Here is a 21,977-nt window from a genome sequence, read left to right on the forward strand (position 1 = left end):
CGCCACAGGTGGTTTAGCTGCCTGTGGCTCCAACCAGCACCACAACGAGGTTTTTGAATGACGACTACCACAACCACCAACGACGGAGCAACCACCGACGAACGCCGTTCGCAATCTGTTTTCTATCGCGCAATCTGGCGTTGGCATTTCTATGCCGGTTTGTTTGTTGTGCCGCTGATGATTGTCCTAGCCGTAACTGGCAGCATTTATCTGTTCAAGCCCCAACTTGACCGTTTGATGTACGGCAATTTGATCAATGTCCAACACACCAGTGGCTCGGCGCAAAGCTACACTAGCCAATTGGCCGCTGCCCAAGCTGCTTATCCCGCTGCCAGCGTTGGCAAAATTCGTCCAAGCGATGCCCATGATCGCAGCACCGAAATTAGTATGAGCACCAGCGATGGCCGTAATCTGACGGTTTTCGTTAATCCTTATACCAACCAAGTACTTGGCGAGCGCGATGAAGATTGGAATTTACAAACGGTTGCTTTGAAATTGCACGGCGAGTTGCTGATTGGCACAACGGGCGATCGGATTATTGAATTAGCCGCTTGCTGGGCGATTTTGCTGACACTTTCGGGGCTGTATCTCTGGTGGCCTCGCTCGAAAAGTGGCATTTGGGGCACTTGGCTGCCACGCTTGCGCAGCAAAAACAAACGAATTTTCTGGCGCGATTTGCATGCCGTGCCTGGGATGTATGCCTCGTTGATTGTGTTGTTTTTGCTGATTTCGGGCTTGCCGTGGACAGGTTATTGGGGCGATAAATTTGCTAATGTTTGGAGCGGTTACCCCAATCAACTTTGGAGCAATATTCCTGAATCAACAGTGCTGACAGGCAGCCTCAACACCACGACCGACAAAGTTGTGCCGTGGGCAGTTGAACAAGCGCCATTGCCTCAATCTGACCCTGATCATGCTGAACATCGCGGTGATGGAGCGAGTGCACCTGTGCCAAGCAGCGCTACCGAAGGCCCACAAGCCGCAACCCCCGTCACGCTCGATTCGGTGATTGAAGTCGCCAAAGCGCGTGGGGTGATTGCCAGCTTTACGGTTAGCCCACCTGATGGCGAAAAAGGCGTGTACACCATTGCTGCGGTGGCCAATGATCCTGCTGATGAAGCCACAATTCACGTCGATCAATATAGCGGCGCGATTTTAGCCGACATTCGCTGGCGCGATTATGCCATGGTTCCCAAAGCTGTCAGCATGGGGATTTCGCTGCACGAAGGCAAATATTTCGGGCTTGCCAACCAACTTTTAGCCTTGTTTGGGGCCATGACGGTGTTGCTGCTGTCGGTTTCAGGGGTCGTGTTGTGGTGGAAGCGTCGCCCTGAGGGCCGCTTGGGTGCGCCCAATTTACCAGCCAACTTCCCTCATTGGAAGCCCGTGTTGCTGATGGTGGTGCTGGCAAGCTTGGCCTTCCCCTTGGTCGGCGCTTCGTTGTTGTTTATGCTGGTGTTGGATCTGACGGTATTTCGGTTTGCGCCAAGTCTCAAGCAACGCCTTGCTTAGGGTAATTGCGGCTCGTTGCTATGGCTGCGGGCAAAGCGGTCGAGCACCCGCCGCAACACGCGCAAGGCCAATTCCATTTGTGGCACAGAAAGTAAGCGGGTTTCATCGTCTGGTTGACGGAAGCCCGCTGCTGTGCCATCGGATTTCAAGCCAACCACGCTGACCGCGTGATAGCCCATGGCCAATAGCCGAGCACTATCCAAGCGTTCGCCTCGATAGGCCGAGCGAATCAGTGGAGCACTGGCAGATTGTAGTTCGTGGAACATTTTGGTGAGTTGCGGATCAGGTTTGCGTTCGCGCCACAACCCTTCGCCCGCTACAATCGTGAGGTTGCCACGGCCCAGCCACGGCAGATTCACGAACCACGTTTCGGCTTTGGGGAAGGGATATGTATTCAATAAGGCTTGAATGCCCGAACCAGCGGCAGCCCCTGCGCCCAGCGCCACGACCCATAGCTCAACATCTTCACGTTGCGGCCAATCGGCTGCCAATGCGATTGCCGTGCCAACGGCGGCGGCATCAACCGCGCCAACCGTCCAATCGGCCTTCCACTCACGCCGAATCACCACCAGCAAACTGAGCAATAAAAAGAACGCTGGAATTAACAGCACACTATGCCAAGCAGGCAGAAAAATCGCTACCCCCAGCGCAATCAGGCTCAAACTAAATCCAAATGGAATCGTTAGCAACCAAACCCGTAGCCAACTGGCACGGCGTGGCGAGAGCATGCGCGGCGAATCAAGGTGACATAATAATACGATGCGAGCACGCGGAGTACGGGTTGCCGCCCGTGTTCCAATCACATTTTGGCTTGGGCGTTGACGTAACAAACCTGCCAAAACAGGCGGGCCATGCAATTCGCGGCCTGCCAATAACAGCAGCAGCGCAATCAAGGCGACAGAAGGATAGGGAAACCACCAGCCTAAGCCGAGTGCCAACAAACCGATCGCCGCCAATAAGCCCAAGCCTGCGGTTGGCGCAGCAGCGGCGGAGAAGGTTTGCACGCCAACTTCGAGGCCAACTTGACGCATTTGGGCAGCGATCACGGCGGCGGCGCGAGCTTCGGCGGTTGAGGTTGCCGGACGCGCCCCTATTTCATCGGCTAAAGCGCCGGTTATTCGTTGTTGCACAGATTGTTCGCTCATTTTAACTAAGGCTATCTGAGGCCGTGAAGCGAGCAATTTTTTCTGAGTTGCCATGGCAACCCCCACAGGCAAAATCGTTGGTGATTGGGCGAAACCTTCAGTTCTCTGGTCAACCCACAGCTTGGGGGCGTGTTCTATTCTACACATAATCGTACTATTAGGGAAATTTAGCAAGCACCAATGCTCCTATTTTTGGCTTTGATGCGTTAAGTATCGTTGGCCGCCTGACCACCTGCTTAACGAAATTAACACTAAGGTAGCGGGATCTTCACGCTATTATGCCGATTTAGCCACCATGCCAGCCCCGCGATTCGATACCATTTAATTAGTGCATGTTGACTACAACCACCTAGCCAGCAAGCATCTGCGGCAGACATTCCTACAATCCATGCTCAAGGAGTACGTCGTATGGATGCATTGATTCTTGCTCGTTGGCAATTTGCCGTCACAACGGTTTATCACTTTTTGTTTGTGCCGCTAACAATCGGGCTTTCATTCTTTGTGGCTTTGCTGCAAACCATCTACTATCGCACTGGCGATATCACCTATAAACGTATGACCAAATTTTGGGGCCATCTGTTTTTGATCAATTTTGCGATTGGTGTGGCCACCGGGATTGTCCAAGAGTTTCAGTTTGGCATGAATTGGTCGGAATACTCGCGTTTTGTCGGCGATATTTTCGGCGCTCCATTGGCCATCGAAGCCTTGATGGCCTTCTTTATTGAATCGACCTTCTTAGGAATTTGGATCTTTGGCTGGGATCGCATACCCAAGCTCGCTCACTTGGCTTCGATTTGGCTGGTGGCGATTGCCACGATGCTCTCCAGTTTGTGGATTTTGATCGCCAATTCGTTTATGCACCAGCCAGTTGGCTATGTGTTACGCAATGGTCGCGCCGAAATGGCTGATTTTTGGGCTTTGCTGACCAACGGCCATGTGTGGGTGCAATGGCCGCATACCGTTACCGCCGCCATGGTTACGGCAGCATTTTTCGTTTTGGGCATTAGCGCATGGCAATTGCGCAAACAGCCCAAGCCTGCCGATCGCCTGATTTTTCAGCGCTCGTTCAAATTGGCCTTGGGCTATGCCTTGGTTTCAACAATTTTGGTGATGGTGGTTGGGCATAATCAAGCTCAATATATGATCAAAGTGCAGCCAATGAAAATGGCCGCCGCCGAAGCGCTCTGGGAAACCGCTGATCCCGCGCCAATGTCGTTGTTTACGGTGGCCGATGTGCCCGAACAACGCGATCGTTTCGTGGTCAAAGTGCCAGGCTTGCTGAGCTTTTTGGCCTACAACCGCTTTGATGGCGAAGTCAAAGGCATCAAAGATCTCCAAGCTGAATTTGAGCAAACCTACGGCCCTGGCAATTACACCCCCGATGTCTTTATGACCTATTGGATGTTTCGGACTATGGTTGGCTCAGGCATGGCTATGTTTGGGTTGGCGATCATTGGCCTCTTTTTCAGCTTACGCAAGCGCTTGAACTTCCCAAATTGGTATTTATGGCTGATGACCTTGGCGCTTAGTTTGCCCTATATCGCCAACGCCAGCGGCTGGATCTTTACCGAAATGGGCCGCCAACCATGGATCGTCTATGGCTTGTTGCGCACCAGCGATGGAGTTTCGACGGCGGTTTCTGGCGGCAGCGTGCTGACCTCGTTAATCGGGTTTAGTCTGATTTATCTGGTCTTGATTGGCGTGATGGTCTTTTTGATCGTGCGCGAAGCCAATCATATTCCCGATGCTAGCCCTGCGACGGTCGAAGCTGATTTAGTGCTCTAAGCTGAAAGGATGGTCTGCCATGGATCTGAATAGTATCTGGTTTGTGCTGGTAGCGGTGCTGTTTATTGGCTTTTTCATCCTTGAAGGCTTCGATTATGGCGTGGGCATGCTCTTGCCATGGCTTGGCCGCGACGATCAAGAGCGTCGCGTGGTTATCAATACAATTGGGCCATTTTGGGATGGTAACGAGGTTTGGGTGCTGACCGCAGGTGGGGCGATTTTCGCGGCCTTTCCTGAATGGTACGCGACCTTGTTTAGCGGTTTCTATTTGGCCTTGTTTTTAATGCTCTGTGCCTTGATTGTGCGGGCGGTAGCGTTTGAATATCGCAGTAAAGTCGCCGACCCACGTTGGCGCACAACTTGGGATTGGGTGATTTTCTTCGGCAGCGCCGTGCCCGCCTTGCTTTGGGGCGTGGCCTTGGGCAATTTGTTGCGCGGCGTGCCAATTGATGCCGATAAGCAATTTGTGGGCAATTTCTTTGATTTGCTGAATCCATATGCCTTGCTGGTGGGCTTGACCACGCTGAGCATGTTTTTGCTGCACGGAGCCTTATTTCTCAATTTGAAAACCACAGACGAGCTGCGCGAGCGTTCGTTGAAATTAGCCCAGCGCATCGGGCCTGTGGCCACAGTGTTGATTTTGGCATTTATTGTGGCAACCTACACCGCAACCGACACATTTAGTCGGCTGGGCGTAAATCCAGGGATTATTCCAGTGTCGGCGTTGTTGACCTTGTTGGGTGCTGGTTGGTTTGTGCATACCAAGCAAACAGGTTGGGCTTTTATCATGACCTGTTTAACAATTGGGCTTTCAGTGATCACGATCTTTATGGCGTTGTTCCCACGGGTGATGATTTCGAGCCTCGACCCGAATTGGAGCCTAACGATCTACAATGCCTCATCAAGCCCTTACACGCTCAAAATTATGAGTTTTGTCGCCTTGATTTTTGTGCCGATTGTCTTGGGCTATCAGGCTTGGACCTATTGGGTTTTCCGGCAACGAGTCAGCACAAAATCGAAATTGACCTATTGAACTAAGGGGTCAGGGTTCAGGCTTCAGGGGCCAGTTAAGTTTTGATCCACGAAGAACACGAAGGGCTTGAAACTGTGAAGATACGAAGTGTATGTTTAGCCACAGATTGGCACAGATTTACACTGATGTTCATCCTTCATCCTTATCAAGCCTCTGCGTTAAAGCCCGATTCCCAACCCTATGTTTTTTGCTCTATGTTCTATAAAGGCAAACCATGGCAACAGTTGAGGCCCAATTTAAACCGAATCTTCAGCCGAGCAAAGTTTGGTTGTGGCTGAGCATTGGCTTGCACAGCTTGGTTGGCTTGGCCACAGTCGCTATTGCCATCGGCTTAACTAGCATTATTGCAGGCGTTTTTCGCGATGGCTTGGGTTTGGCTGAGCTGTGGCCATGGTTTGGGGCGATGAGCTTGGTTGTTCTGCTGCGTTTTGGCTTGCAATGGTTGGCCGAATCGGCGGCTCAACGCTTTGCCCAAAACGTCAAGCAACAACTCCGCCAACGCCTCGTTGGGCAGATGCTGGCGCTTGGTCCAGCTCAAGGCCAACAATCTGCTAGCGAACGAGTGCAAATTCTAGGCGAAACGGTCGAATTGCTCGATGATTATTTGGCGGGCTACTTGCCTCAACGCATGCTGGCGGCAATTGTGCCATTGTTGATGATCGCTTGGGTTTGGCCCTATGATCGTTTATCGGCGATCGTGCTGGCTTTGACTGTGCCAGTTAGTGTCGTGATGTTGGTGCTGGTCGGCTTGCATACCCGTGATCTGAGCCAACAGCGTTGGGTGCAATTGCGTCGCCTGAATGCCCGCGTGTTGGACTTGCTGCAAGGCTTGACCACGCTCAAAGTGTTTGGCCGCAGTCGTGCCCAAATTCAACAGATTGACCAACTTAGCCGCAAGTTTACCGACGCAACCTTAGCAGTTTTGCAAATTGCCTTCGTTTCGGCTTTGGTGCTGGAATTAACCGCCAGCCTCAGTACGGCGGTGGTTGCGGTCGAAATTGGCTTGCGCTTGCTGAATGGCAGTTTGCAGTTTTACGATGCCCTGTTGGTGCTGGTTTTGGCTCCCGAAGTGTATGCACCAATTCGGGCCTTGGGTGCGCAACATCACGCTGGCATGCAAGGGCTTGAGGCTGCCGAGCAGATTAATCATTTTTTGGCTCAGCCACGAGCAGCTGTTGCAACTATGGGCAAGATTCAGCCAGTGCTGGGCGATCTGAGCGTACACAATTTAGCAATTTGCTACGCCGAGGATGGGCCAAACGTGCTGCAACAAGGCGATTGGCACTTTCCCCACGGCCAGCATAGCGTTATTCAAGCGCCTAGTGGTGCAGGTAAAACCAGCCTCGTATTAGCAATATTGCGCTTAATTCAGCCAACTGCTGGCGAGATCAAGCTGGGAGCTACGCCGATCGATCAGTTTGATCTTACCCAATGGCGTAGCATGATCGCCTATATTCCGCAGCACCCCTATCTTTTTAATGGCACGATTGCTCAAAATATTGCTTTAACTAAGCCCGCTGCTAGCCTTGCGGCGATTCAGCAGGCGGCAGGTTGGGCTTGTGCTGATGAATTTATTGAGCAATTGCCAGCGGGGTATGCCACATTGGTAGCCGAAGGTGGAGCCAATTTAAGTGGTGGTCAGCGCCAGCGGATCGCGATTGCCCGCGCCATGCTCAAAGATTGCCCAATTATTCTGGCCGACGAACCGTTTGCCCATCTCGATCGAGCAACTGCCCAGCAAATTCGGCGCAATTTGGCCGAGCTATGGCATGGACGCACAATCATCGAATTTTCGCATGAGGTTGACCAAGAAATGCAAGCTTAACGCAGAGGCGCAGAGGAGAAGATGGCTTTGGGCTATTGGCTATCGGATATCGGTTGGAATCTCACAAGCCAATAGCCTGATCCTTCGTGCGCTTCGCGGTTTCAGCCATTCTCGCATCGTGTAGATCATAAAGGATTAACCGCTTGAAGCGTTTATTACAATTATTCTATGCCGAACGTTGGCAGGTGTTCTTTGTGATTGGGCTGGGTTTTGCCACGGTTGGCAGTAGCGTTGGCTTAATTGCGACCTCGGCCTATTTGATTGCCAAAGCCGCCCTAATGCCCTCGATTGCTGAGTTGCAGGTGGCGATTTTGGGCGTGCGCTTCTTTGGGATTGCCCGTGGCGTGTTGCGTTATGCTGAGCGTTATCTTTCGCATCGTTTGACCTTTCGGATTTTGGCTCAATTGCGTTCATGGCTATATGCAGCCTTGGAGCCGCTCGCTCCCGCCCGTTTGTTGCACTACAGCCGTGGCGATTTGCTGACGCGCACGATTAGCCATATCGATAGCTTGCAACATTTGTATGTGCGGGCGATTGCTCCGCCATGGGTGGCGTTATTGGTCGCCTTGGCAACCAGCCTCTTGATCGGCTCGTTTGTTTGGCAATTGGGCTTGGTGTTGTTGCTCTGCCATGGCTTGATTGGGATGAGCGTGCCAGCCTTGAGCCTGTGGCAAAGCCGCCAACCTGGAGCCAAGGTTAATCAACAAAAACAGGCTTTGAATCAGGCAGTCGTTGAAGCGGTTGCGGGTAGTGCTGATATTATAGCGGCCAATGCTGAGCCATTGGTGCAGCAGCAGCTCGCTCAATTAAGCCAGCAACTCGCGACCAGCCAACGTCGTTTGGCCAATGCACGGATTACCAGCACCAGCTTGTTGAATGCTTTGGTGTTGTTGAGCACGTTGTTGCTGTTGGCGCTGGGCAGTTGGTTTGTTGATCAAGGCCAGCTTGATCCGCTTTATTTGGGCGTAATTGGACTAAGCACGTTGGCCAGTTTTGAGGCGTTGGGTAGCCTGATTCAAGCAGCACATATTTGGCAAAGTAGCCAACAAGCGGCGAAGGCCATGTTTGAGTTGGTCGATGCCCCGCCAGCGGTCAGCGATCCTGCTGAGCCAAGCAGCTTACCAACTTCAAGCCATATTCGGTTTGAGCATGTGGATTTTGGCTATGTAGAAAACCAGCTTGTGCTGCGCGATTTAAGCTTTGCGCTGGCTCCAGGCGAAATTGTCGCCTTGCAAGCGCCGAGTGGAGCGGGAAAAACCACCGTTGCTCAATTGTTGCTGCGCTTTTGGGATGTTCAAGCAGGCGCGATTTATCTGGGCGATTGTGATATTCGCCAGTTGCGTTTGGCCGATCTATATCAGCAAATTGGCTATGTTTCGCAGCATACCGAGCTGTTTAACGGCAGTTTGCGCGATAATTTACGCCTTGCTAATCCCGCTGCCAGCGAAGCTGATCTAGTACAAGCTTTAGAAGTCGCCCAACTCAGTGATTTACTGGCCAAACTTCCGGCTGGCTTAGAGACATGGATTGGCGAGCAAGGAGCCAAATTAAGTGGCGGCGAACGCCAGCGCTTGGCTTTGGCGCGGGTGCTGCTTAAACCAGCCCCAATCTTAATTCTCGATGAGCCAACCGCCCAACTTGATTATGCCAACGAAGCTGCTTGGTTAGCCGCGCTCAAGCCTCTGCTGGTGGATAAAACTGTGTTGTTGATTAGCCATCGTACCGCCGTGCAAGCCTTGGCTGATCGAGTCGTTCGCTTAACATAAAAAAGAGCGGTTGGATAAGATTAATCTGTATCCAACCGCCTGATCAATTTTAATTGCTACACCGCCACATCGCGGCGCTCGAATAATTTAACCGCAGCAAATCCACACAGCACGATCACACCGCCCAAGACCAAAATTGGCAAATAATGGAAGCCGTGTTTCAATGGTTGGTTGTAATCGGCGTAATAGAATGGCGAGAGTTTTTGAAATGGCTCAAGCCAATCGATCACGCTGGCTAGCGAATTGGCAAAGTAGCCAATCACCGCCAAGATCGTTGCGACAGCCATGCTCATGGCGCGTTTGCCTGTGGCCGCCCCAATTAATAAGGCGATTGACCCAAAACACAGCGCCATCAAACTCATGTTAAATGATGCAGCACCTAGCTCGGCAACGCCAATCTCCATATCCAGCAAAACTGCGCCAATCCACAAGCTGAGCCATGTAATCAAGCCCATAGCAATCGTAAGCACGCTCAGCGCGGCAAAGCTTTGCCAAACAATCGTTGAACGCCGTATTGGGTGGGCCAGAATTAAATCAAGCGTGCGAGCTTCTTCCTCGCCAGCAATCGCCCGTGAGCCAAGCCCAATCGTAAAAATCATAACGATCAGCGGCAGCATAAAGCCGAATAAACGCCCTTGAATATAGCCAGCTGGCGTGATCAAATTGGCGACATCGGTTACGCCGAAGGCTGCCAACATTTCTTTGGGCATGGCTTCCATGGCTTTGGTAAGCTGTTCGCTGGTGGCGGGGTTACGCATCGCTGGATAAAACCCCATCAGCATCGCGATCAGTAGAATAATTCCTAGCCCCCACCACAAAAGCGAGCGGCGGCGTTCGTAAATGGTTTTGGTAAAAATATTACGCAACATCGCTGACTTCTCCTTTGTAGTAGGCCAAGAAAATATCTTCCAAATCAGTGGCTTGGCTGACCAAATCGTGTAATTCAAATTGGGCCGCAGTTTTGATCAACTGGTCAATCGAGCCAGTCACAGCACAATGCACATGGTTGCCAAGCACTTGCAAGCCATCAATATTAGGAATATGGGCAAATGCACTTGGCTCAACTGGCTGGGCAAAATAGAGATCGATGGTGCGCCGCGCCCGCTCTTTGAGCGCCTTAACTGTATCAATTGCCAACAACTTGCCGGCCCGAATAATCCCCACCCGATCGCAAATATGGTCAACTTCCGACATCACGTGCGACGAGAGGAAAACCGTGCGGCCAGTCGCTTTGGCTTCGAGCACCAGTTGGTAAAAGGTTTGCTGCACCAATGGATCAAGCCCGCTAGTCGGTTCATCGAGAATTAAAAGCTCAGGTTTGCCCATAAATGCCTGCACAAGCCCGACTTTTTGCTTGTTGCCCTTGGAGAGCGTGCGAATTGGTCGCTTTAAATCAAGCTCTAAACGCTCAGCCAATTGCTTAATTTCTTGCTGGCTCACATTGCCGCGTAGCTGGCCAAAATAATGCAACATCTCCATACCAGTCATTTTTTCATACATCACCAATTCGCCAGGTAAATAACTAATTTTCTGGTGAATTGCCACCGAATCGCGCTGCGAATCAAGACCAAAAATCTGGGCTGTGCCGCTGGTTGGCCGAATAAAATCTAAAATAGTGCGAATTGTCGTCGTTTTGCCAGCGCCGTTTGGGCCTAAATACCCGAAAACTTCACCTTGCTGCACTTGTAAATTTAAACTATCAATTCCACGATTTTTGCCATAGGTTTTCGTCAGATTCGTGGTTTGAACAACCGTGGTCATGGTCATTCCTTTCGTTCGCTGCGCCATTTTTCAATGAGCAACGGTAATTCACGCTCAAAAAATGTATATAAATCACGCATTTCGCGCAGCCGTGCGCCTTCTTCGCCTTCAGGATTGGTCAATAGATCCAAGCCTTGGGTAGCTAATTCGCGAAAAGCGCCGACCGCTTGAAATTGTTGAGCCAGCAAATCGGCCCATGTCCCTTTGCGAATCTCAAAATAATCGCGACGGTCGCCCGGCACGGCAGTTTTGTTGATCAAGCCAATTTGCAACAACCAGCGCGTCATTGTGCTGATCGAGCCTTTGCTAGCGCTCAACACCTGCCCAAGCTCCGCCGCGTTTTGCTGCGGTGGATCGCAAATCAACAACCAGCCCATAATTCGACCAGCCATACGCGGTATTCCCCCAGCTTTTTCGTAAAAAACGGCAATCCGCTCGGCATAGGCTAAACGTGCTTGTAGATTATCTATGGCCATAGTTCATCCTGTTCAGTACTGATTGAACAAGAGTAGCACGTTTAACATGTTCAGTCAAGACTGAACTTTATGAATTTGATACGTGGTCTAAAAGAAAAGGTTGCGAAATACTTGACGAGTTGTATTCGATTTGATAATTTAGCAATTGTGCAATCGTTCATTTGAGGTTTAGCGCATGGTTGAACATGAAGATGGAATTAACCCGGCGATGGTTGAGCGTGGGCGGCAAATGCTCCACGACGACGAAAGCTATTTTTTAATGGCCGAAACCTTTCGAGCCTTAGCCGATTCGACGCGGGTCAAAATTGTTGGTTGTTTGCTTGAGCAAGAGCTTTGCACCGCTGATCTGGCGGCAATTTTGAATTATTCCGAGTCGGCGGTTTCGCAGCATTTACGGGTGCTACGCCAGTTGCGCTTGGTCAAACAACGCCGCGAAGGCAAATTAGTGTTTTATAGCCTTGATGATGACCATGTGCGAGTGCTCGTGCTAGTTTGTCTGAATCATATTCGCCATGGCTCTACGCCTGATCCATCGGTTGCGCCAATTTTAGCTGTGTTGGAGGAAGAACGATGAGCGGACATCACGACCACGGACATCATCACCATCATAGCGTGCCTGCCGATGCCGGTGGCCGCTTAATTTGGGCCTTGGCAATCACGTTTGGCTTTGTGGGAGTCGAAATTGTTGCTGGTTTGTGGGCCAATAGTTTGGCCTTGCTCACCGATGCTGCCCATAATGCTAGCGATGTGTTGGCGCTGTTGGTGAGTTGGATTGCCCTCTGGCTAACGCGCCGCCCAGCCCATGCCCGCAAAACCTTTGGCTACCACCGCGCTGGTATTTTGGCGGCCTTTGTTAATTCGCTGACCTTAGTTGGCATCGCTTTAGGCATCGGTTGGGAAGCGATTGAGCGCTTGCGCAGCCCCTTGGAAGTTGATGCTCCCGTAATGATTGGGGTTTCGTTGTTGGCGGTCTTGGTGAATGCTGGCACGGCGTGGTTGGTGTATCGTGGCAGCGAAAACGATCTGAATCTGCGCAGCGCTTTTGTGCATTTGATGGGTGATGTGCTTTCGACCATTGGCGCAACGATTGCCGGGGTTATAATCTTCTTCACCAATTGGCGCTGGCTTGATCCCGTTGTTTCAGTATTAATTGCTGGCTTTATCATCTGGCATGCTTGGCAAATTCTGCGCGATTCGATCGATGTGTTGTTGGAAGCTACGCCACGCGATATTGATGTTGAAAAAGTGGTCAGCGATTTACAAACCATTCCAGGCGTGCAAGCGATTCACGATTTGCATATTTGGAGCATCACCGCCAGCATGCGAGCACTCTCAGCCCACGTTGTAACCGATCAACAAGGCCCACAGCGTAGCCCTCAATTGATTAGCACCATCAACGAAGTGCTTTGCCATCGCTACAATATTGGCCATGCCACCTTGCAACTTGAATGCTCATGTAACACGCCGCAACTCTATTGCACCCTGACTGAGCAACACCAACATTGAGAAAGGATGAGGGATGAAGGATGAAGGATGAAATTTAACCACGAAGGACACGAAGGGCACTAAGTTTAGATTTATCATGCTAAGACATTTGTTGGCAATTCAAACAATGGATCAACTCAGGCTTAGCGTTCTTCGTGTTCTTCGCGGTTCCGAATTCCGAGCGTCGATCATCACTCCTATGTTCTATGTTCTTTGCTCTATGCTCTGGCATCCCCAAAATATCAAGTTTGCGGTACAATAAACTATCGTGTCCTTCACTTATGTCTTGTTGAGCTATGCTAAATTTAACTTATGATGTGGTCGTCGTTGGCGGCGGGCATGCGGGCTGTGAAGCGGCTTTGGCGGCTGCTCGTATGGGTTCGCAAACCCTTTTGCTAACGATCGATCTTGATAAATTGGCGCACATGTCGTGCAATCCATCAATTGGCGGCCCAGCCAAAGGCAACCTTGTGCGCGAAATCGACGCACTCGGCGGCGCGATGGGGGTCATCACCGACCGCACTCTAATCCAGATTCGGCTGTTGAATGAAACCAAAGGCCCAGCCGTGCAAGCCTTACGCGCTCAAAGCGATAAGCGTTTGTATGCCAAGGCCATGAAAGAGTTTCTTGAAGCTCAGCCAAATTTAGCGCTCAAACAGGCCATGGTTGAGCGCATTATTCCCTTGGCTGACCAAGCCGATGGGGCGCGTTTTGCCGTCGAAACCCAAACGGGCTGGCAATATCGGGCCAAAGCCTTGGTTTTGACCACGGGCACATTTTTACGTGGCCGCGCGATCACTGGCGAATCGATCATCCCTGCTGGGCGGATGGGCGAGCAACCAGCAATCAATCTTTCGAGCGATCTGAGCCAGTTGGGCTTTCCACTGGTGCGCTTGAAAACTGGTACGCCACCACGGATCGATGCCCGCACTGTCGATTTTAGTGGGCTAGAAATTCAGCCAGGTTCCAGCACACCACTGTATTTTGGCTTTAATTATGATGGTCAGCGGCCTGAATCGTTGGTGCATGGCCCGCCCAACCCAATTTACCCTGAGCCAATGCTTGATGGCTGGCAACCACAATTGCCCTGCTATCATATTTACACTACGCCCGAGTTTCATCAGCATATTCGCGATAACTTGCATCGTGCCCCGATGTTTAGCGGGGTGATCGAGGGGGTTGGGCCGCGCTACTGCCCATCGATCGAAGATAAAATTGTGCGCTTTGCCGATAAAGAATCGCATGGGTTTTTCCTTGAGCCAGAAGGCTGGGAAACTCTCGAAATCTATGTCCAGGGCTGCAATACCTCGCTGCCTGAAGATGTGCAATGGGCTATGTTGCGCTCGATTCCGGCGTTGCGCAAGGTCGAAATTATGCGGGTTGGCTATGCAATTGAGTATGATGCCGTCGCAACTGGCGAAATTACCGCCTCGCTGGAAGCCAAGCGTCTACCAAATCTCTTCTTTGCTGGCCAAATTAATGGCACAACTGGCTATGAAGAGGCTGGCGCTCAAGGCTTGATGGCGGGGATTAATGCAGCCTTGAAGGTCGCCGAGCGTGCGCCATTTATTTTGCGCCGCGACCAAGCCTATATTGGCGTGATGATCGACGATTTGGTGACCAAGGAAATTCGCGAACCATACCGAATGTTTACCTCGCGGGCTGAGCATCGGCTGTTGTTGCGTGGCGATAATGCCGATCTGCGGCTTACCCCGTTGGCGGCTGAACTTGGTTTGGTCAGTGCTGAACGGGCTGAGCACGTTGAGCGCAAACAATGGGCAATTGATCAAACAACCCAGCAACTGCGTGGTTTGCGCTATACGCCTAGCTCTGAAACCAATGGCCGCCTGCAAAATGCTGGCATCGAGCCATTGTTGCAACCTGCTTCAGGCGAAGATATTCTGCGGCGGGTCGGGGTCAAATATGCCCAATTGGCCGAAGTCCAGCCTGATCTGCCAGCAGTTGAGGCCGATGTAGCCGAGCAAGTTGAGCTAAGCGCCAAATATGCGGTTTATATTGCCAAAGAGCAAGCCTCGGTTGAGCGAGTGCGCAAAATGGAAGATCGGCGCTTACCTGCCGATTTGAATATCGAGGCGATTCCTAGCTTGCGGATCGAAGCGCGACAAGTGCTCAAACGCTTCCGCCCAGCAACCTTGGGCCAGGCATCACGCTTGGCAGGCATCAACCCTGCCGATATTGCCCACCTGCTGATTCACCTCGAACGCCGCGAACGCGCAACCGTCGAGTAGAGTTTTTAACCGTGAAGGACGCGAAGATCGCTAAGTTGGGTTAAGTGGTTCTTTGTCATTTTTATAAATTTCAAGCTTCCACTTAACTCAACATTCGTGCTCTTCGTGTCCTTCGCGGTTTAATTTAATGAAAACTTCGCGATCTTCGTGGATCAATTAATCAACGAGTTTTGGCCGGAATTTATAGCCATAGACCAACAAATCATCGTCGCCGACCTTACCCCAACTGCGGGTCACGGCTTCCATCGCCATGCCAATCTGTAACTCGCTTGGCTCACAATCGGTTAATTGAGCAGTGAGCATACAACCATCAGCCAGCTTGATCATGCCGACAAGTACGATTGGCTCGTGGTCGAATTCGCTACGATTGCTGCGCTGCGCCGTCCACGAATAGAGTTCGCCAGTGCTGGCTAATTGATAAGGCTGCCAAGCGTCGCTGGCCTCGCCCAATTTGGCTGGCTGAGCCGGAAAACGCACCCGACCATCGCTATGGCGCTGGCCTTCGAGACGGTAGCGTTGGCCTTTGAGTCGCCATTGTTTTGGTAAATTCATCTAGACCTCCGCTACTTGCAAAATATGAGTCACGGCAGTTGCCCCAACGCCACCCAAGCATTGGGCCAGCGCAGTTTTGGCATTGGCAATTTGGTTGGCTCCGGCTTGGCCGCGCAATTGGGCCACTAACTCAACTACTTGATAGACTCCGGTCGCGCCACCAACATCACCACGAGCTTTGTAACCGCCAGCAGTTGCCAAAGGCAATGCCCCATCCTTGGCAATTACACCTTCGGCGGCCAGTTGCGTAGCTTGGCCACGTTCAGCATAACCAAGTGCCTCTAAGCTCAGAGCAGCGGCAATTCCATGCGGGTCGCTTAATTCGATAATATTGATGGCATCGCGTTTGAGTTTAGCTTGTTGCAAAGCGTTGTTACCACTGGCTGCTGCCGCTTCAAGCCACAACAAATCAGACCGTTGCGCCAAGGCAACGTTGCTGCTGCTGGTTGCGCTGCCCACAATTGCGATTGGCTGCGCTACTTCGCGGGCATAGCGTTGGCTAACCAACACCACTGCTGCTGCACCATCGGCCACGGTTGAGCAATCGAGCATATTCAATGGCTCGGCAATTTGGCCTGCATTGGCCCATTTCTGGGCATTGATTGCAAAGCGATACAGCGCATGGCGATTGCCCGCCCCATTAGTATGAGCATTAACCGCAAATGGCGCGAAGGCGGTGGCTGGCAATTGATATTCATGCAAATAACGTTGCATCAACAGTGCCCAAGCCCCAGTTAATGTCAGCCCAAGTGCCCGTTCAAGTTCGCCATCCAAGCCCAAGGCCAAGGCAGCTTGCAAGGCGGCATCGAGTTTGTCGGTGGCTTTTTCGACACCTAGCACGACCACGACATCGGCTTGGCCGCTGGCAATTGCCAAATAACCTTGGCGCAACGCCAATGCGCCGCTAGCGCCAGCCGCTTCAACCCGCACAGCCTCACAGTTCAAGCCAGCCGCACCAGCGATATACGCGCCTAGTTGGCTTTGCTCGCTCAGCGTATCGCCTAGCGCATTGCCAACATACAAAGCCTGAATTAAATTTGGGTCAAGCGTCCCAACCGCGCCGTGCAGCGCCTCTAACGCCAAATCCAGTAATGAACGATCATAATGTTCGCGAACGGCGGTGCAAGCTGTGCCTGCAATAAAAACCTGTTGCATGCTCCTACCCCTTTACTCAACAATTTTGCCGCGCCACTTGGCATAGGTGGCATAATCGATTAATTGCCGACGTTTGAGATAGGCGCTGGTGGGTGGTGCTAAATGACGAGCCGTTGCCAAAGCCTCAGTTACCACCAACGAATAGGCATCGCTGCCAGCCCCACTGCCATAGGAAGCCAGCAAAATGCGGTCGCCAGCTTGAGCCACATCGAGCACAGCACATAAACCAATCATCGAGGCTGCCGAATAGCTGTTGCCAATTTCGCCCGCCAACAAGCCCGCTTGGCATTGTTCTGGAGCAAAACCCACCTGTTTCGCGACAGTTTGCGGGAATTTAACATTCGGTTGGTGAAACACAGCATATTGATAATCGGCAGCAGTGCGGCCTAATTCGGCCAACAATTGCTTGGCCGCAGTGCTGACATGGTGAAAATAGGCTGGCTCGCCGGTAAAGCGATTGCCATGCATCGGATAAGGCCGATCGGCGCGGCGAAAGAAATCAGGGGTATCAGAAACATACGAAAGGGTGGCTTCAATGGTGGCGATCGCTTGTTGAGCTGGCCCGACGATCAACGCTCCAGCAGCGGCAGCAGCGGTATATTCCAAGGCATCACCTGGCCGACCTTGGGCCGTATCAGCGCCAATTGCCAGCACATAATCGGCCATGCCACTGCCAACCAAGCCCATGCCTGCGCTCAAGGCTTCGGTGCCAGCTTTACAGGCAAATTCCCAATCGGCGGCGCTGATCCAGCGCGATGTGCCTAGGGCTTCAGCGACCAATGTGCCGCTGGGTTTGACGCTATAGGGGTGGCTTTCGCTGCCAACCCACACAGCGGCTAATTGCTGTGGGTCGATTTGGGCGCGATTGAGCGCATTCCGACCTGCTTCAATCGCCATGGTAATAGTATCTTCATCGGGGCCAGGCACACTTTTTGATGTAATTGGCAATGCTCCTTCGCCAGCGGCCCATACTCGAGCAATCTCTTGGGCTGCAATTCGATAGCGCGGAACATATGCTCCATACCCAACGATCCCAACTGGACGTTCAGGTTGACGCATGAGTTTGTCCTTTCAACAATGGTTGGTGGTGCTTCGTTGCAACCGCTGGCCGCATTGCCAACTCAATTTCTGCTAGCACTCTAGCACGCCAAAGCTGCCAAAACCTGTCAAGCCAGCCGTAAAAGCTTGATGAAAACTCTCAACTTGGGCTAAGCTGTGGTATGCTGATGGATATTTGGGCAATTTTAATGATTGATTACGGCTGGCAAGTCAATTTGGTTTGCTGCGCTAAACCATAGGTCGCAATTGCCCTATCAGTGCGAGATGTTGTATGTATTACGAATATCAGCATGAGCAAAATTTGGTTGTGAGCACCGCCGAGATGGAGCTTGGGTTTTCCACCTCAACGGGCATGCTCACCTTGCTGCGTCGCCCCAACCAAGCCAACATTTTGAATATCGGCAGCATTGGTATGTCGGTCGATGTGCAATTAGCCGATGGTTGGGTCAGCGAAACTCATTTTCCCCGCTATTTAAGCCATCATGGCCGCGAAGTTGACGGCGTAACTGAATTAACGATCAATATTGGCTTGGGCTTTTTGCGCATCAGCGATAGCTTGCAAATTACTGGAACCTTGATTCGGCGCTCGGTCGCTGTGACCAACAGCGGTGGCAACGAGGCGCGGGTGCATTGGGTACGGCTGAGTTGGCCCTATGCGCGAGTTGGCAGTTATAGCGAAGCTCGGTTTGAAGCGCCTAGCAATAGTTTTCGGCCACGGCTCGATATTGCCGCAGTTTCAAAATTGCGGCGTGGCGCATTACCGACTCAGGCAATTGCCCCCGCCATTCGCCGCGGACGCTTATTTGAAAATGCACCAGATCGCGGACCTGGGTTATTGGCCTTGCACAGCACCAGCGAGAGCGATAATTTGCTCTGTTGGTATTGGAGCAAAAGCCAATCGGCTTGGCCCGATATTGATGGCAACGATTTGGCATTAACAGTCGGCCACGAGCTTGAAATTGCTGGCTGGCTCGCGCCCGATGCCACGCTGAGCGGCGGCACGCAATATTGCATGTTGGTGCATGGCAATTGGTACGATGCGATGCATGCCTTTCATAACACTTGGCCTGTGCTGGGCGTGCAAACCTTGCCCGATGTGCCCGATTGGGTTTGTGCCGCCAACATCTATGAAACCCACGTTGGTTTATGGGGTGGTTTTGCCAAATTCAGCCAAGAGCTAGCCCGTTTGCGCGATTTGGGCTTCGATACGATTAATCTCATGCCAATTTGGCGCTATAACAATCTTTCGGGCCAGCCGTGGGATATGAACTGGCAGGCTTCTGGCTCGCCATACGCGATCGAAGATTTTGAGCAGCTTGAGCCAAGTTTGGGCACTGCTGAAGAATTTAAGGCCTTAGTTGAGCAAGCGCACGCTTTGGGCATGCGAATTTTATGCGATCTGGTGGTGCAAGGTTGTTCGCGCACTGCCCGCTATGTGCAAGAGCGGCCAGGCTGGTTTTGTCGCGATGAGCGCGGTCGCTTGGTTTCATCGCACGGCTGGAACGATACCTACAGTTTCGATTGGGCGAATCCTGAAGTTCAAGATTTCTATGTTGATTGGACAACTCGTTTTGCCCAAACCTATCAGATTGATGGTTGGCGAGTTGATGCGCCACATCGCAAGGAGCCGAATTGGGATCGGCGCTTGGAGCGCATGGCTGCTAGCACCTCATTTGGCGTATTGACGATTGTTGAGCGCATGCGCCAAGCCTTGCGCCAAATCAACCCGCAAGCAGCGTTATTATGCGAATTGTATGGCCCGTTGTTTCCAATTAATCACGATTTTGCCTACGATTATCTAGCGCATTTGATGTTTTTCCACGCTGGCTTGGGCGTGCTCTCACCCTACGAATTGGGCGAATGGCTCGAAGATCACTTTTTGGCCTTACCCAAGGGCTCGATTCGGGTTTGTTTTACCGAAACCCACGATACACGTGATGTCAACCCGATCGCCGATGCAGTACGTGGTTCGCGTTTGGCGCGGTTGCTATTGACTGGCATGGTTGGCTGCGGCTTTGTGCCAATGCTTTGGACGGGACAAGAAGTGGGACAAGAAGCCTGGCTCAAACAATTATTCAGCATTCGCGCCAACTACCCGATTTTGCGTCATGGCAAGCAACTGTTTAATGTAATGCCCTGCGATATGCCCTCGGTTTGGAGCGTGCTACGAGTTTGGCATGAAGAACGCTTGGCTGTGGTGCTGAATATGGGACCACATCGGCGCACTGCCACCCTGAGCATGCCCGTTGATCGCATGCACATGGCCGAAGGTGACTATCATTTGTTTGATTTAGTGCGCGGCCAAGCAGTCGAATATGCTGGGCGCAATACTTGGCGACGTGATGATTTGTTGAATTTGACCTTGATTCTAGAGCCATTCGATAGTTTGCTGCTGCATATTCGGGCTGGTGCGCCGCCCCAACCAGAGCCTGCTAAGGCTGAGCCAATTGCCGCCGCTGCACCAGCAATCACGAGCCGACGACGGAATCGATAACAAATGGAGATCGGTTGTCGGGGATCGGGGATCAGGTTTTAACCCAGAGGCGCAGAGAATGGCTATGGGCTGAAGGCAATAGGCTAGCGGAATATTTGATGAAATTTCAACCAATCCCCGAGAGCCAAAAGCCTGTAGCCAATTTCCCTTCGTGCCCTTCGTGTCCTTCGTGGATTAAAATTAACTAACTGCTGATTCCTAACAACCACCCTCATTTTTTATGTTCTAGGCGCTTTGCTCTATGCTGGCTTTTATGCTATACTGCGGCGGCCTTTCTGCTCCGTAGCCTTGTGGCGACCAAACCCATGGCAAAACGGGGCAAACCCGAAGGAAGGAGTCTTCGAGTGGTTCGATTGCGAATCCTCCTCGCGCCATATTGGTGCTGGTTGCCAACGCAACCCCTTGACTCCATGCATATAACTCAATTGGATATTGGCGGCCCCGTGCCATGAAACGGTGGCAATTTAATGTTTCATGTAGGTGAAAACATCGTGCGTGCATACGAAATGATGACCGTCCTGCGCCCTGATTTGGGTGGCGAGGAAGAACTCAACACGACCATCGAGACCATCCAAGGCTATATCAAAGCTCAAGGCGGCGAAGTAGCTAGCACCGAACAAGGCGCTCCTTGGGGCCGCCGCAAATTGGCCTATCCTATCGACGACTACACTGAAGGTTTCTACTTCTTGACTCACTTCAGCTTGAACGCTGATCGCGTGACTGAAGTCGAACGCCACTTGAAGTTGGCTCCACAAATCCTGCGCTATTTGTTGATCCGCGACGAAACCAAGCGCTAAAACCAACGGGGAGGAAACCGTGGCGAAAGATTTAAATAAAGTGATGATTATTGGTCGCTTGGGCAAAGATCCTGAAATGCGTTTTACGCCCCAAGGAACTCCTGTGACCAACTTCACTGTCGCCGCTGGTCGTCAGTGGAAAGACCCCAATGGCGAGACCCGCGATGAAACCGAGTGGTTTTCGGTCGTGGTCTGGAACAAATTGGCCGAGATCTGTAATCAGTATCTGACCAAAGGCAGCCGCGTGTATATCGAGGGTCGGCTGCAAACCCGCTCGTGGGATGACGATAGCGGCCAAAAGCGCTTTCGTACCGAAGTGGTTGCCAGCGATATGATCATTCTTGATCGTACCGACCAACAGCAAGGCCAAGGCCAGTCGCGCAGCGGCGGCTACCAAGCTGGTGGCAATCAACGCCCACCCCGCGATAACTCCGCCAATGATTATAATCGTGGTGGCAGCTACGGCGGTGGTGGTGGTTTCAACGAGCCAGATATCGGCGATGACGATATCCCATTCTAAAACTGCTGAATTTGAATTACTAGAACATACAAGGAGCCGTTCGCATGTCAGATCAACGCCGTAAGTCGGCAGGTCGCCGCAAATACACACCCCGTCGCAAAGTGTGTGTCTTCACGGCTGAGGGGATTGTGCCCGATTACAAAGATATCAAGCGCTTGCAACGGATGGTCTCGGATCGCGGCAAGATTTTGCCCCGCCGCCGCACTGGCACATGTGCTAAATATCAACGTAAATTGAATGTTGCAATCAAACGCGCTCGTCACTTGGCGCTGTTGCCATTCGTTTCTGAAAATACCCGCGGTTAGTTCTGCGTTGTTGGTTTAATGAAGCACAGGCACAGTCGCGAACTTCGCGCTGTGCCTG

General features: G+C 51.8%; 19 protein-coding genes. 12 read left to right on the forward strand and 7 right to left on the reverse strand.

Going from position 1 to position 21,977, the window contains the following annotated elements; genetic code table 11:
* Positions 1–57: 57 nt before the first annotated feature.
* Positions 58–1,512: a PepSY domain-containing protein gene (locus LCH85_14820; GenBank protein ID MCA0353264.1), complete on the forward strand. Its 1,455-nt coding sequence runs from the start codon at positions 58–60 to the stop codon at positions 1,510–1,512.
* Here the strand turns inward: LCH85_14820 and LCH85_14825 are convergent.
* Positions 1,509–2,711, reverse strand: coding sequence for a hypothetical protein (locus LCH85_14825; GenBank protein MCA0353265.1), 1,203 nt, complete (start codon positions 2,709–2,711; stop codon positions 1,509–1,511). The two genes, LCH85_14820 and LCH85_14825, sit on opposite strands and share 4 nt — an antisense overlap.
* 354 nt (positions 2,712–3,065) lie before the next feature.
* Here LCH85_14825 and LCH85_14830 point away from each other — a divergent pair, with 354 nt between their 5' ends.
* From LCH85_14830 to cydC, 4 genes are all read left to right on the forward strand, one after another.
* Complete coding sequence (locus tag LCH85_14830; protein ID MCA0353266.1) at positions 3,066–4,442, forward strand: cytochrome ubiquinol oxidase subunit I; 1,377 nt, start codon at positions 3,066–3,068, stop codon at positions 4,440–4,442.
* 19 nt (positions 4,443–4,461) lie between these two features.
* Positions 4,462–5,475 (forward strand): cytochrome d ubiquinol oxidase subunit II, encoded by a 1,014-nt coding sequence (cydB, locus tag LCH85_14835; GenBank protein MCA0353267.1) that lies wholly within the window; start codon positions 4,462–4,464, stop codon positions 5,473–5,475.
* Between the two features lie 214 nt (positions 5,476–5,689).
* Positions 5,690–7,300, forward strand: a complete 1,611-nt coding sequence (gene cydD / locus LCH85_14840) for a thiol reductant ABC exporter subunit CydD (GenBank protein MCA0353268.1) — start codon at positions 5,690–5,692, stop codon at positions 7,298–7,300.
* Positions 7,301–7,443: 143 nt separating this feature from the next.
* Positions 7,444–9,066 carry a thiol reductant ABC exporter subunit CydC gene (gene cydC / locus LCH85_14845; protein MCA0353269.1) on the forward strand — a complete coding sequence of 541 codons (1,623 nt, stop codon included), beginning with the start codon at positions 7,444–7,446 and terminating at the stop codon, positions 9,064–9,066.
* Positions 9,067–9,122: 56 nt separating this feature from the next.
* Here cydC and LCH85_14850 read toward each other — a convergent pair whose 3' ends face one another.
* From LCH85_14850 to LCH85_14860, 3 genes are read right to left on the reverse strand one after another with little or no spacing between them, the layout of a single operon-like run.
* The gene (locus LCH85_14850) at positions 9,123–9,935 is read right to left on the reverse strand and encodes an ABC transporter permease (GenBank protein ID MCA0353270.1); all 813 of its coding nucleotides are present in this window, start codon (positions 9,933–9,935) and stop codon (positions 9,123–9,125) included.
* Positions 9,925–10,827 carry an ABC transporter ATP-binding protein gene (locus tag LCH85_14855; GenBank protein MCA0353271.1) on the reverse strand — a complete coding sequence of 301 codons (903 nt, stop codon included), beginning with the start codon at positions 10,825–10,827 and terminating at the stop codon, positions 9,925–9,927. Before LCH85_14855 ends, LCH85_14850 begins: the two co-directional genes overlap by 11 nt.
* A 2-nt stretch (positions 10,828–10,829) precedes the next feature.
* Positions 10,830–11,303 (reverse strand): MarR family transcriptional regulator, encoded by a 474-nt coding sequence (locus LCH85_14860; protein ID MCA0353272.1) that lies wholly within the window; start codon positions 11,301–11,303, stop codon positions 10,830–10,832.
* Between the two features lie 175 nt (positions 11,304–11,478).
* Here LCH85_14860 and LCH85_14865 point away from each other — a divergent pair, with 175 nt between their 5' ends.
* The 3 genes from LCH85_14865 to mnmG all read left to right on the forward strand — a co-directional run bounded on the left by LCH85_14865 (position 11,479) and on the right by mnmG (position 15,037).
* Complete coding sequence (locus LCH85_14865; protein ID MCA0353273.1) at positions 11,479–11,877, forward strand: metalloregulator ArsR/SmtB family transcription factor; 399 nt, start codon at positions 11,479–11,481, stop codon at positions 11,875–11,877.
* The gene (locus LCH85_14870) at positions 11,874–12,809 is read left to right on the forward strand and encodes a cation diffusion facilitator family transporter (protein ID MCA0353274.1); all 936 of its coding nucleotides are present in this window, start codon (positions 11,874–11,876) and stop codon (positions 12,807–12,809) included. Before LCH85_14865 ends, LCH85_14870 begins: the two co-directional genes overlap by 4 nt.
* A gap of 275 nt (positions 12,810–13,084) precedes the next feature.
* Positions 13,085–15,037, forward strand: coding sequence for a tRNA uridine-5-carboxymethylaminomethyl(34) synthesis enzyme MnmG (mnmG, locus tag LCH85_14875; protein MCA0353275.1), 1,953 nt, complete (start codon positions 13,085–13,087; stop codon positions 15,035–15,037).
* A 156-nt stretch (positions 15,038–15,193) separates the two neighbouring features.
* Here the strand turns inward: mnmG and LCH85_14880 are convergent, their stop codons facing one another.
* The 3 genes from LCH85_14880 to LCH85_14890 are packed head-to-tail and all read right to left on the reverse strand — an operon-like array spanning position 15,194 to position 17,803.
* On the reverse strand, positions 15,194–15,589 hold the full coding sequence (locus LCH85_14880; protein ID MCA0353276.1) for an OB-fold domain-containing protein: 396 nt from the start codon (positions 15,587–15,589) through the stop codon (positions 15,194–15,196).
* Positions 15,590–16,744 carry an acetyl-CoA acetyltransferase gene (locus LCH85_14885; GenBank protein ID MCA0353277.1) on the reverse strand — a complete coding sequence of 385 codons (1,155 nt, stop codon included), beginning with the start codon at positions 16,742–16,744 and terminating at the stop codon, positions 15,590–15,592.
* Between the two features lie 12 nt (positions 16,745–16,756).
* A complete protein-coding gene (locus LCH85_14890; GenBank protein MCA0353278.1) occupies positions 16,757–17,803 on the reverse strand; it encodes a hydroxymethylglutaryl-CoA synthase in 1,047 nt (348 codons plus the stop codon).
* A gap of 271 nt (positions 17,804–18,074) precedes the next feature.
* Between LCH85_14890 and LCH85_14895 the strand changes: the two genes are divergently transcribed.
* From LCH85_14895 to rpsR, 4 genes are all read left to right on the forward strand, one after another.
* A complete protein-coding gene (locus LCH85_14895; GenBank protein MCA0353279.1) occupies positions 18,075–20,297 on the forward strand; it encodes a hypothetical protein in 2,223 nt (740 codons plus the stop codon).
* 491 nt (positions 20,298–20,788) lie between these two features.
* Positions 20,789–21,094, forward strand: a complete 306-nt coding sequence (rpsF, locus tag LCH85_14900) for a 30S ribosomal protein S6 (GenBank protein MCA0353280.1) — start codon at positions 20,789–20,791, stop codon at positions 21,092–21,094.
* A 19-nt stretch (positions 21,095–21,113) separates the two neighbouring features.
* On the forward strand, positions 21,114–21,614 hold the full coding sequence (locus LCH85_14905; protein MCA0353281.1) for a single-stranded DNA-binding protein: 501 nt from the start codon (positions 21,114–21,116) through the stop codon (positions 21,612–21,614).
* A 44-nt stretch (positions 21,615–21,658) separates the two neighbouring features.
* Entirely contained in the window at positions 21,659–21,919 is a 261-nt protein-coding gene (gene rpsR, locus LCH85_14910) for a 30S ribosomal protein S18 (GenBank protein MCA0353282.1), read from the forward strand.
* Positions 21,920–21,977: the final 58 nt, after the last annotated feature.

It is taken from the genome of Chloroflexota bacterium (genome assembly GCA_020161265.1).
Classification (GTDB): domain Bacteria; phylum Chloroflexota; class Chloroflexia; order Chloroflexales; family Herpetosiphonaceae; genus Herpetosiphon.

Coding starts and splice junctions, on each gene's coding strand:
- LCH85_14820 (MCA0353264.1), top strand. CDS start 58: ATGACGACTACCACAACCACCAACGACGGAGCAACCACCGACGAACGC.
- LCH85_14825 (MCA0353265.1), bottom strand. CDS start 2,711: ATGGCAACTCAGAAAAAATTGCTCGCTTCACGGCCTCAGATAGCCTTA.
- LCH85_14830 (MCA0353266.1), top strand. CDS start 3,066: ATGGATGCATTGATTCTTGCTCGTTGGCAATTTGCCGTCACAACGGTT.
- cydB (MCA0353267.1), top strand. CDS start 4,462: ATGGATCTGAATAGTATCTGGTTTGTGCTGGTAGCGGTGCTGTTTATT.
- cydD (MCA0353268.1), top strand. CDS start 5,690: ATGGCAACAGTTGAGGCCCAATTTAAACCGAATCTTCAGCCGAGCAAA.
- LCH85_14850 (MCA0353270.1), bottom strand. CDS start 9,935: ATGTTGCGTAATATTTTTACCAAAACCATTTACGAACGCCGCCGCTCG.
- LCH85_14855 (MCA0353271.1), bottom strand. CDS start 10,827: ATGACCACGGTTGTTCAAACCACGAATCTGACGAAAACCTATGGCAAA.
- LCH85_14860 (MCA0353272.1), bottom strand. CDS start 11,303: ATGGCCATAGATAATCTACAAGCACGTTTAGCCTATGCCGAGCGGATT.
- LCH85_14865 (MCA0353273.1), top strand. CDS start 11,479: ATGGTTGAACATGAAGATGGAATTAACCCGGCGATGGTTGAGCGTGGG.
- LCH85_14870 (MCA0353274.1), top strand. CDS start 11,874: ATGAGCGGACATCACGACCACGGACATCATCACCATCATAGCGTGCCT.
- mnmG (MCA0353275.1), top strand. CDS start 13,085: ATGCTAAATTTAACTTATGATGTGGTCGTCGTTGGCGGCGGGCATGCG.
- LCH85_14880 (MCA0353276.1), bottom strand. CDS start 15,589: ATGAATTTACCAAAACAATGGCGACTCAAAGGCCAACGCTACCGTCTC.
- LCH85_14885 (MCA0353277.1), bottom strand. CDS start 16,744: ATGCAACAGGTTTTTATTGCAGGCACAGCTTGCACCGCCGTTCGCGAA.
- LCH85_14890 (MCA0353278.1), bottom strand. CDS start 17,803: ATGCGTCAACCTGAACGTCCAGTTGGGATCGTTGGGTATGGAGCATAT.
- LCH85_14895 (MCA0353279.1), top strand. CDS start 18,075: ATGTATTACGAATATCAGCATGAGCAAAATTTGGTTGTGAGCACCGCC.
- rpsR (MCA0353282.1), top strand. CDS start 21,659: ATGTCAGATCAACGCCGTAAGTCGGCAGGTCGCCGCAAATACACACCC.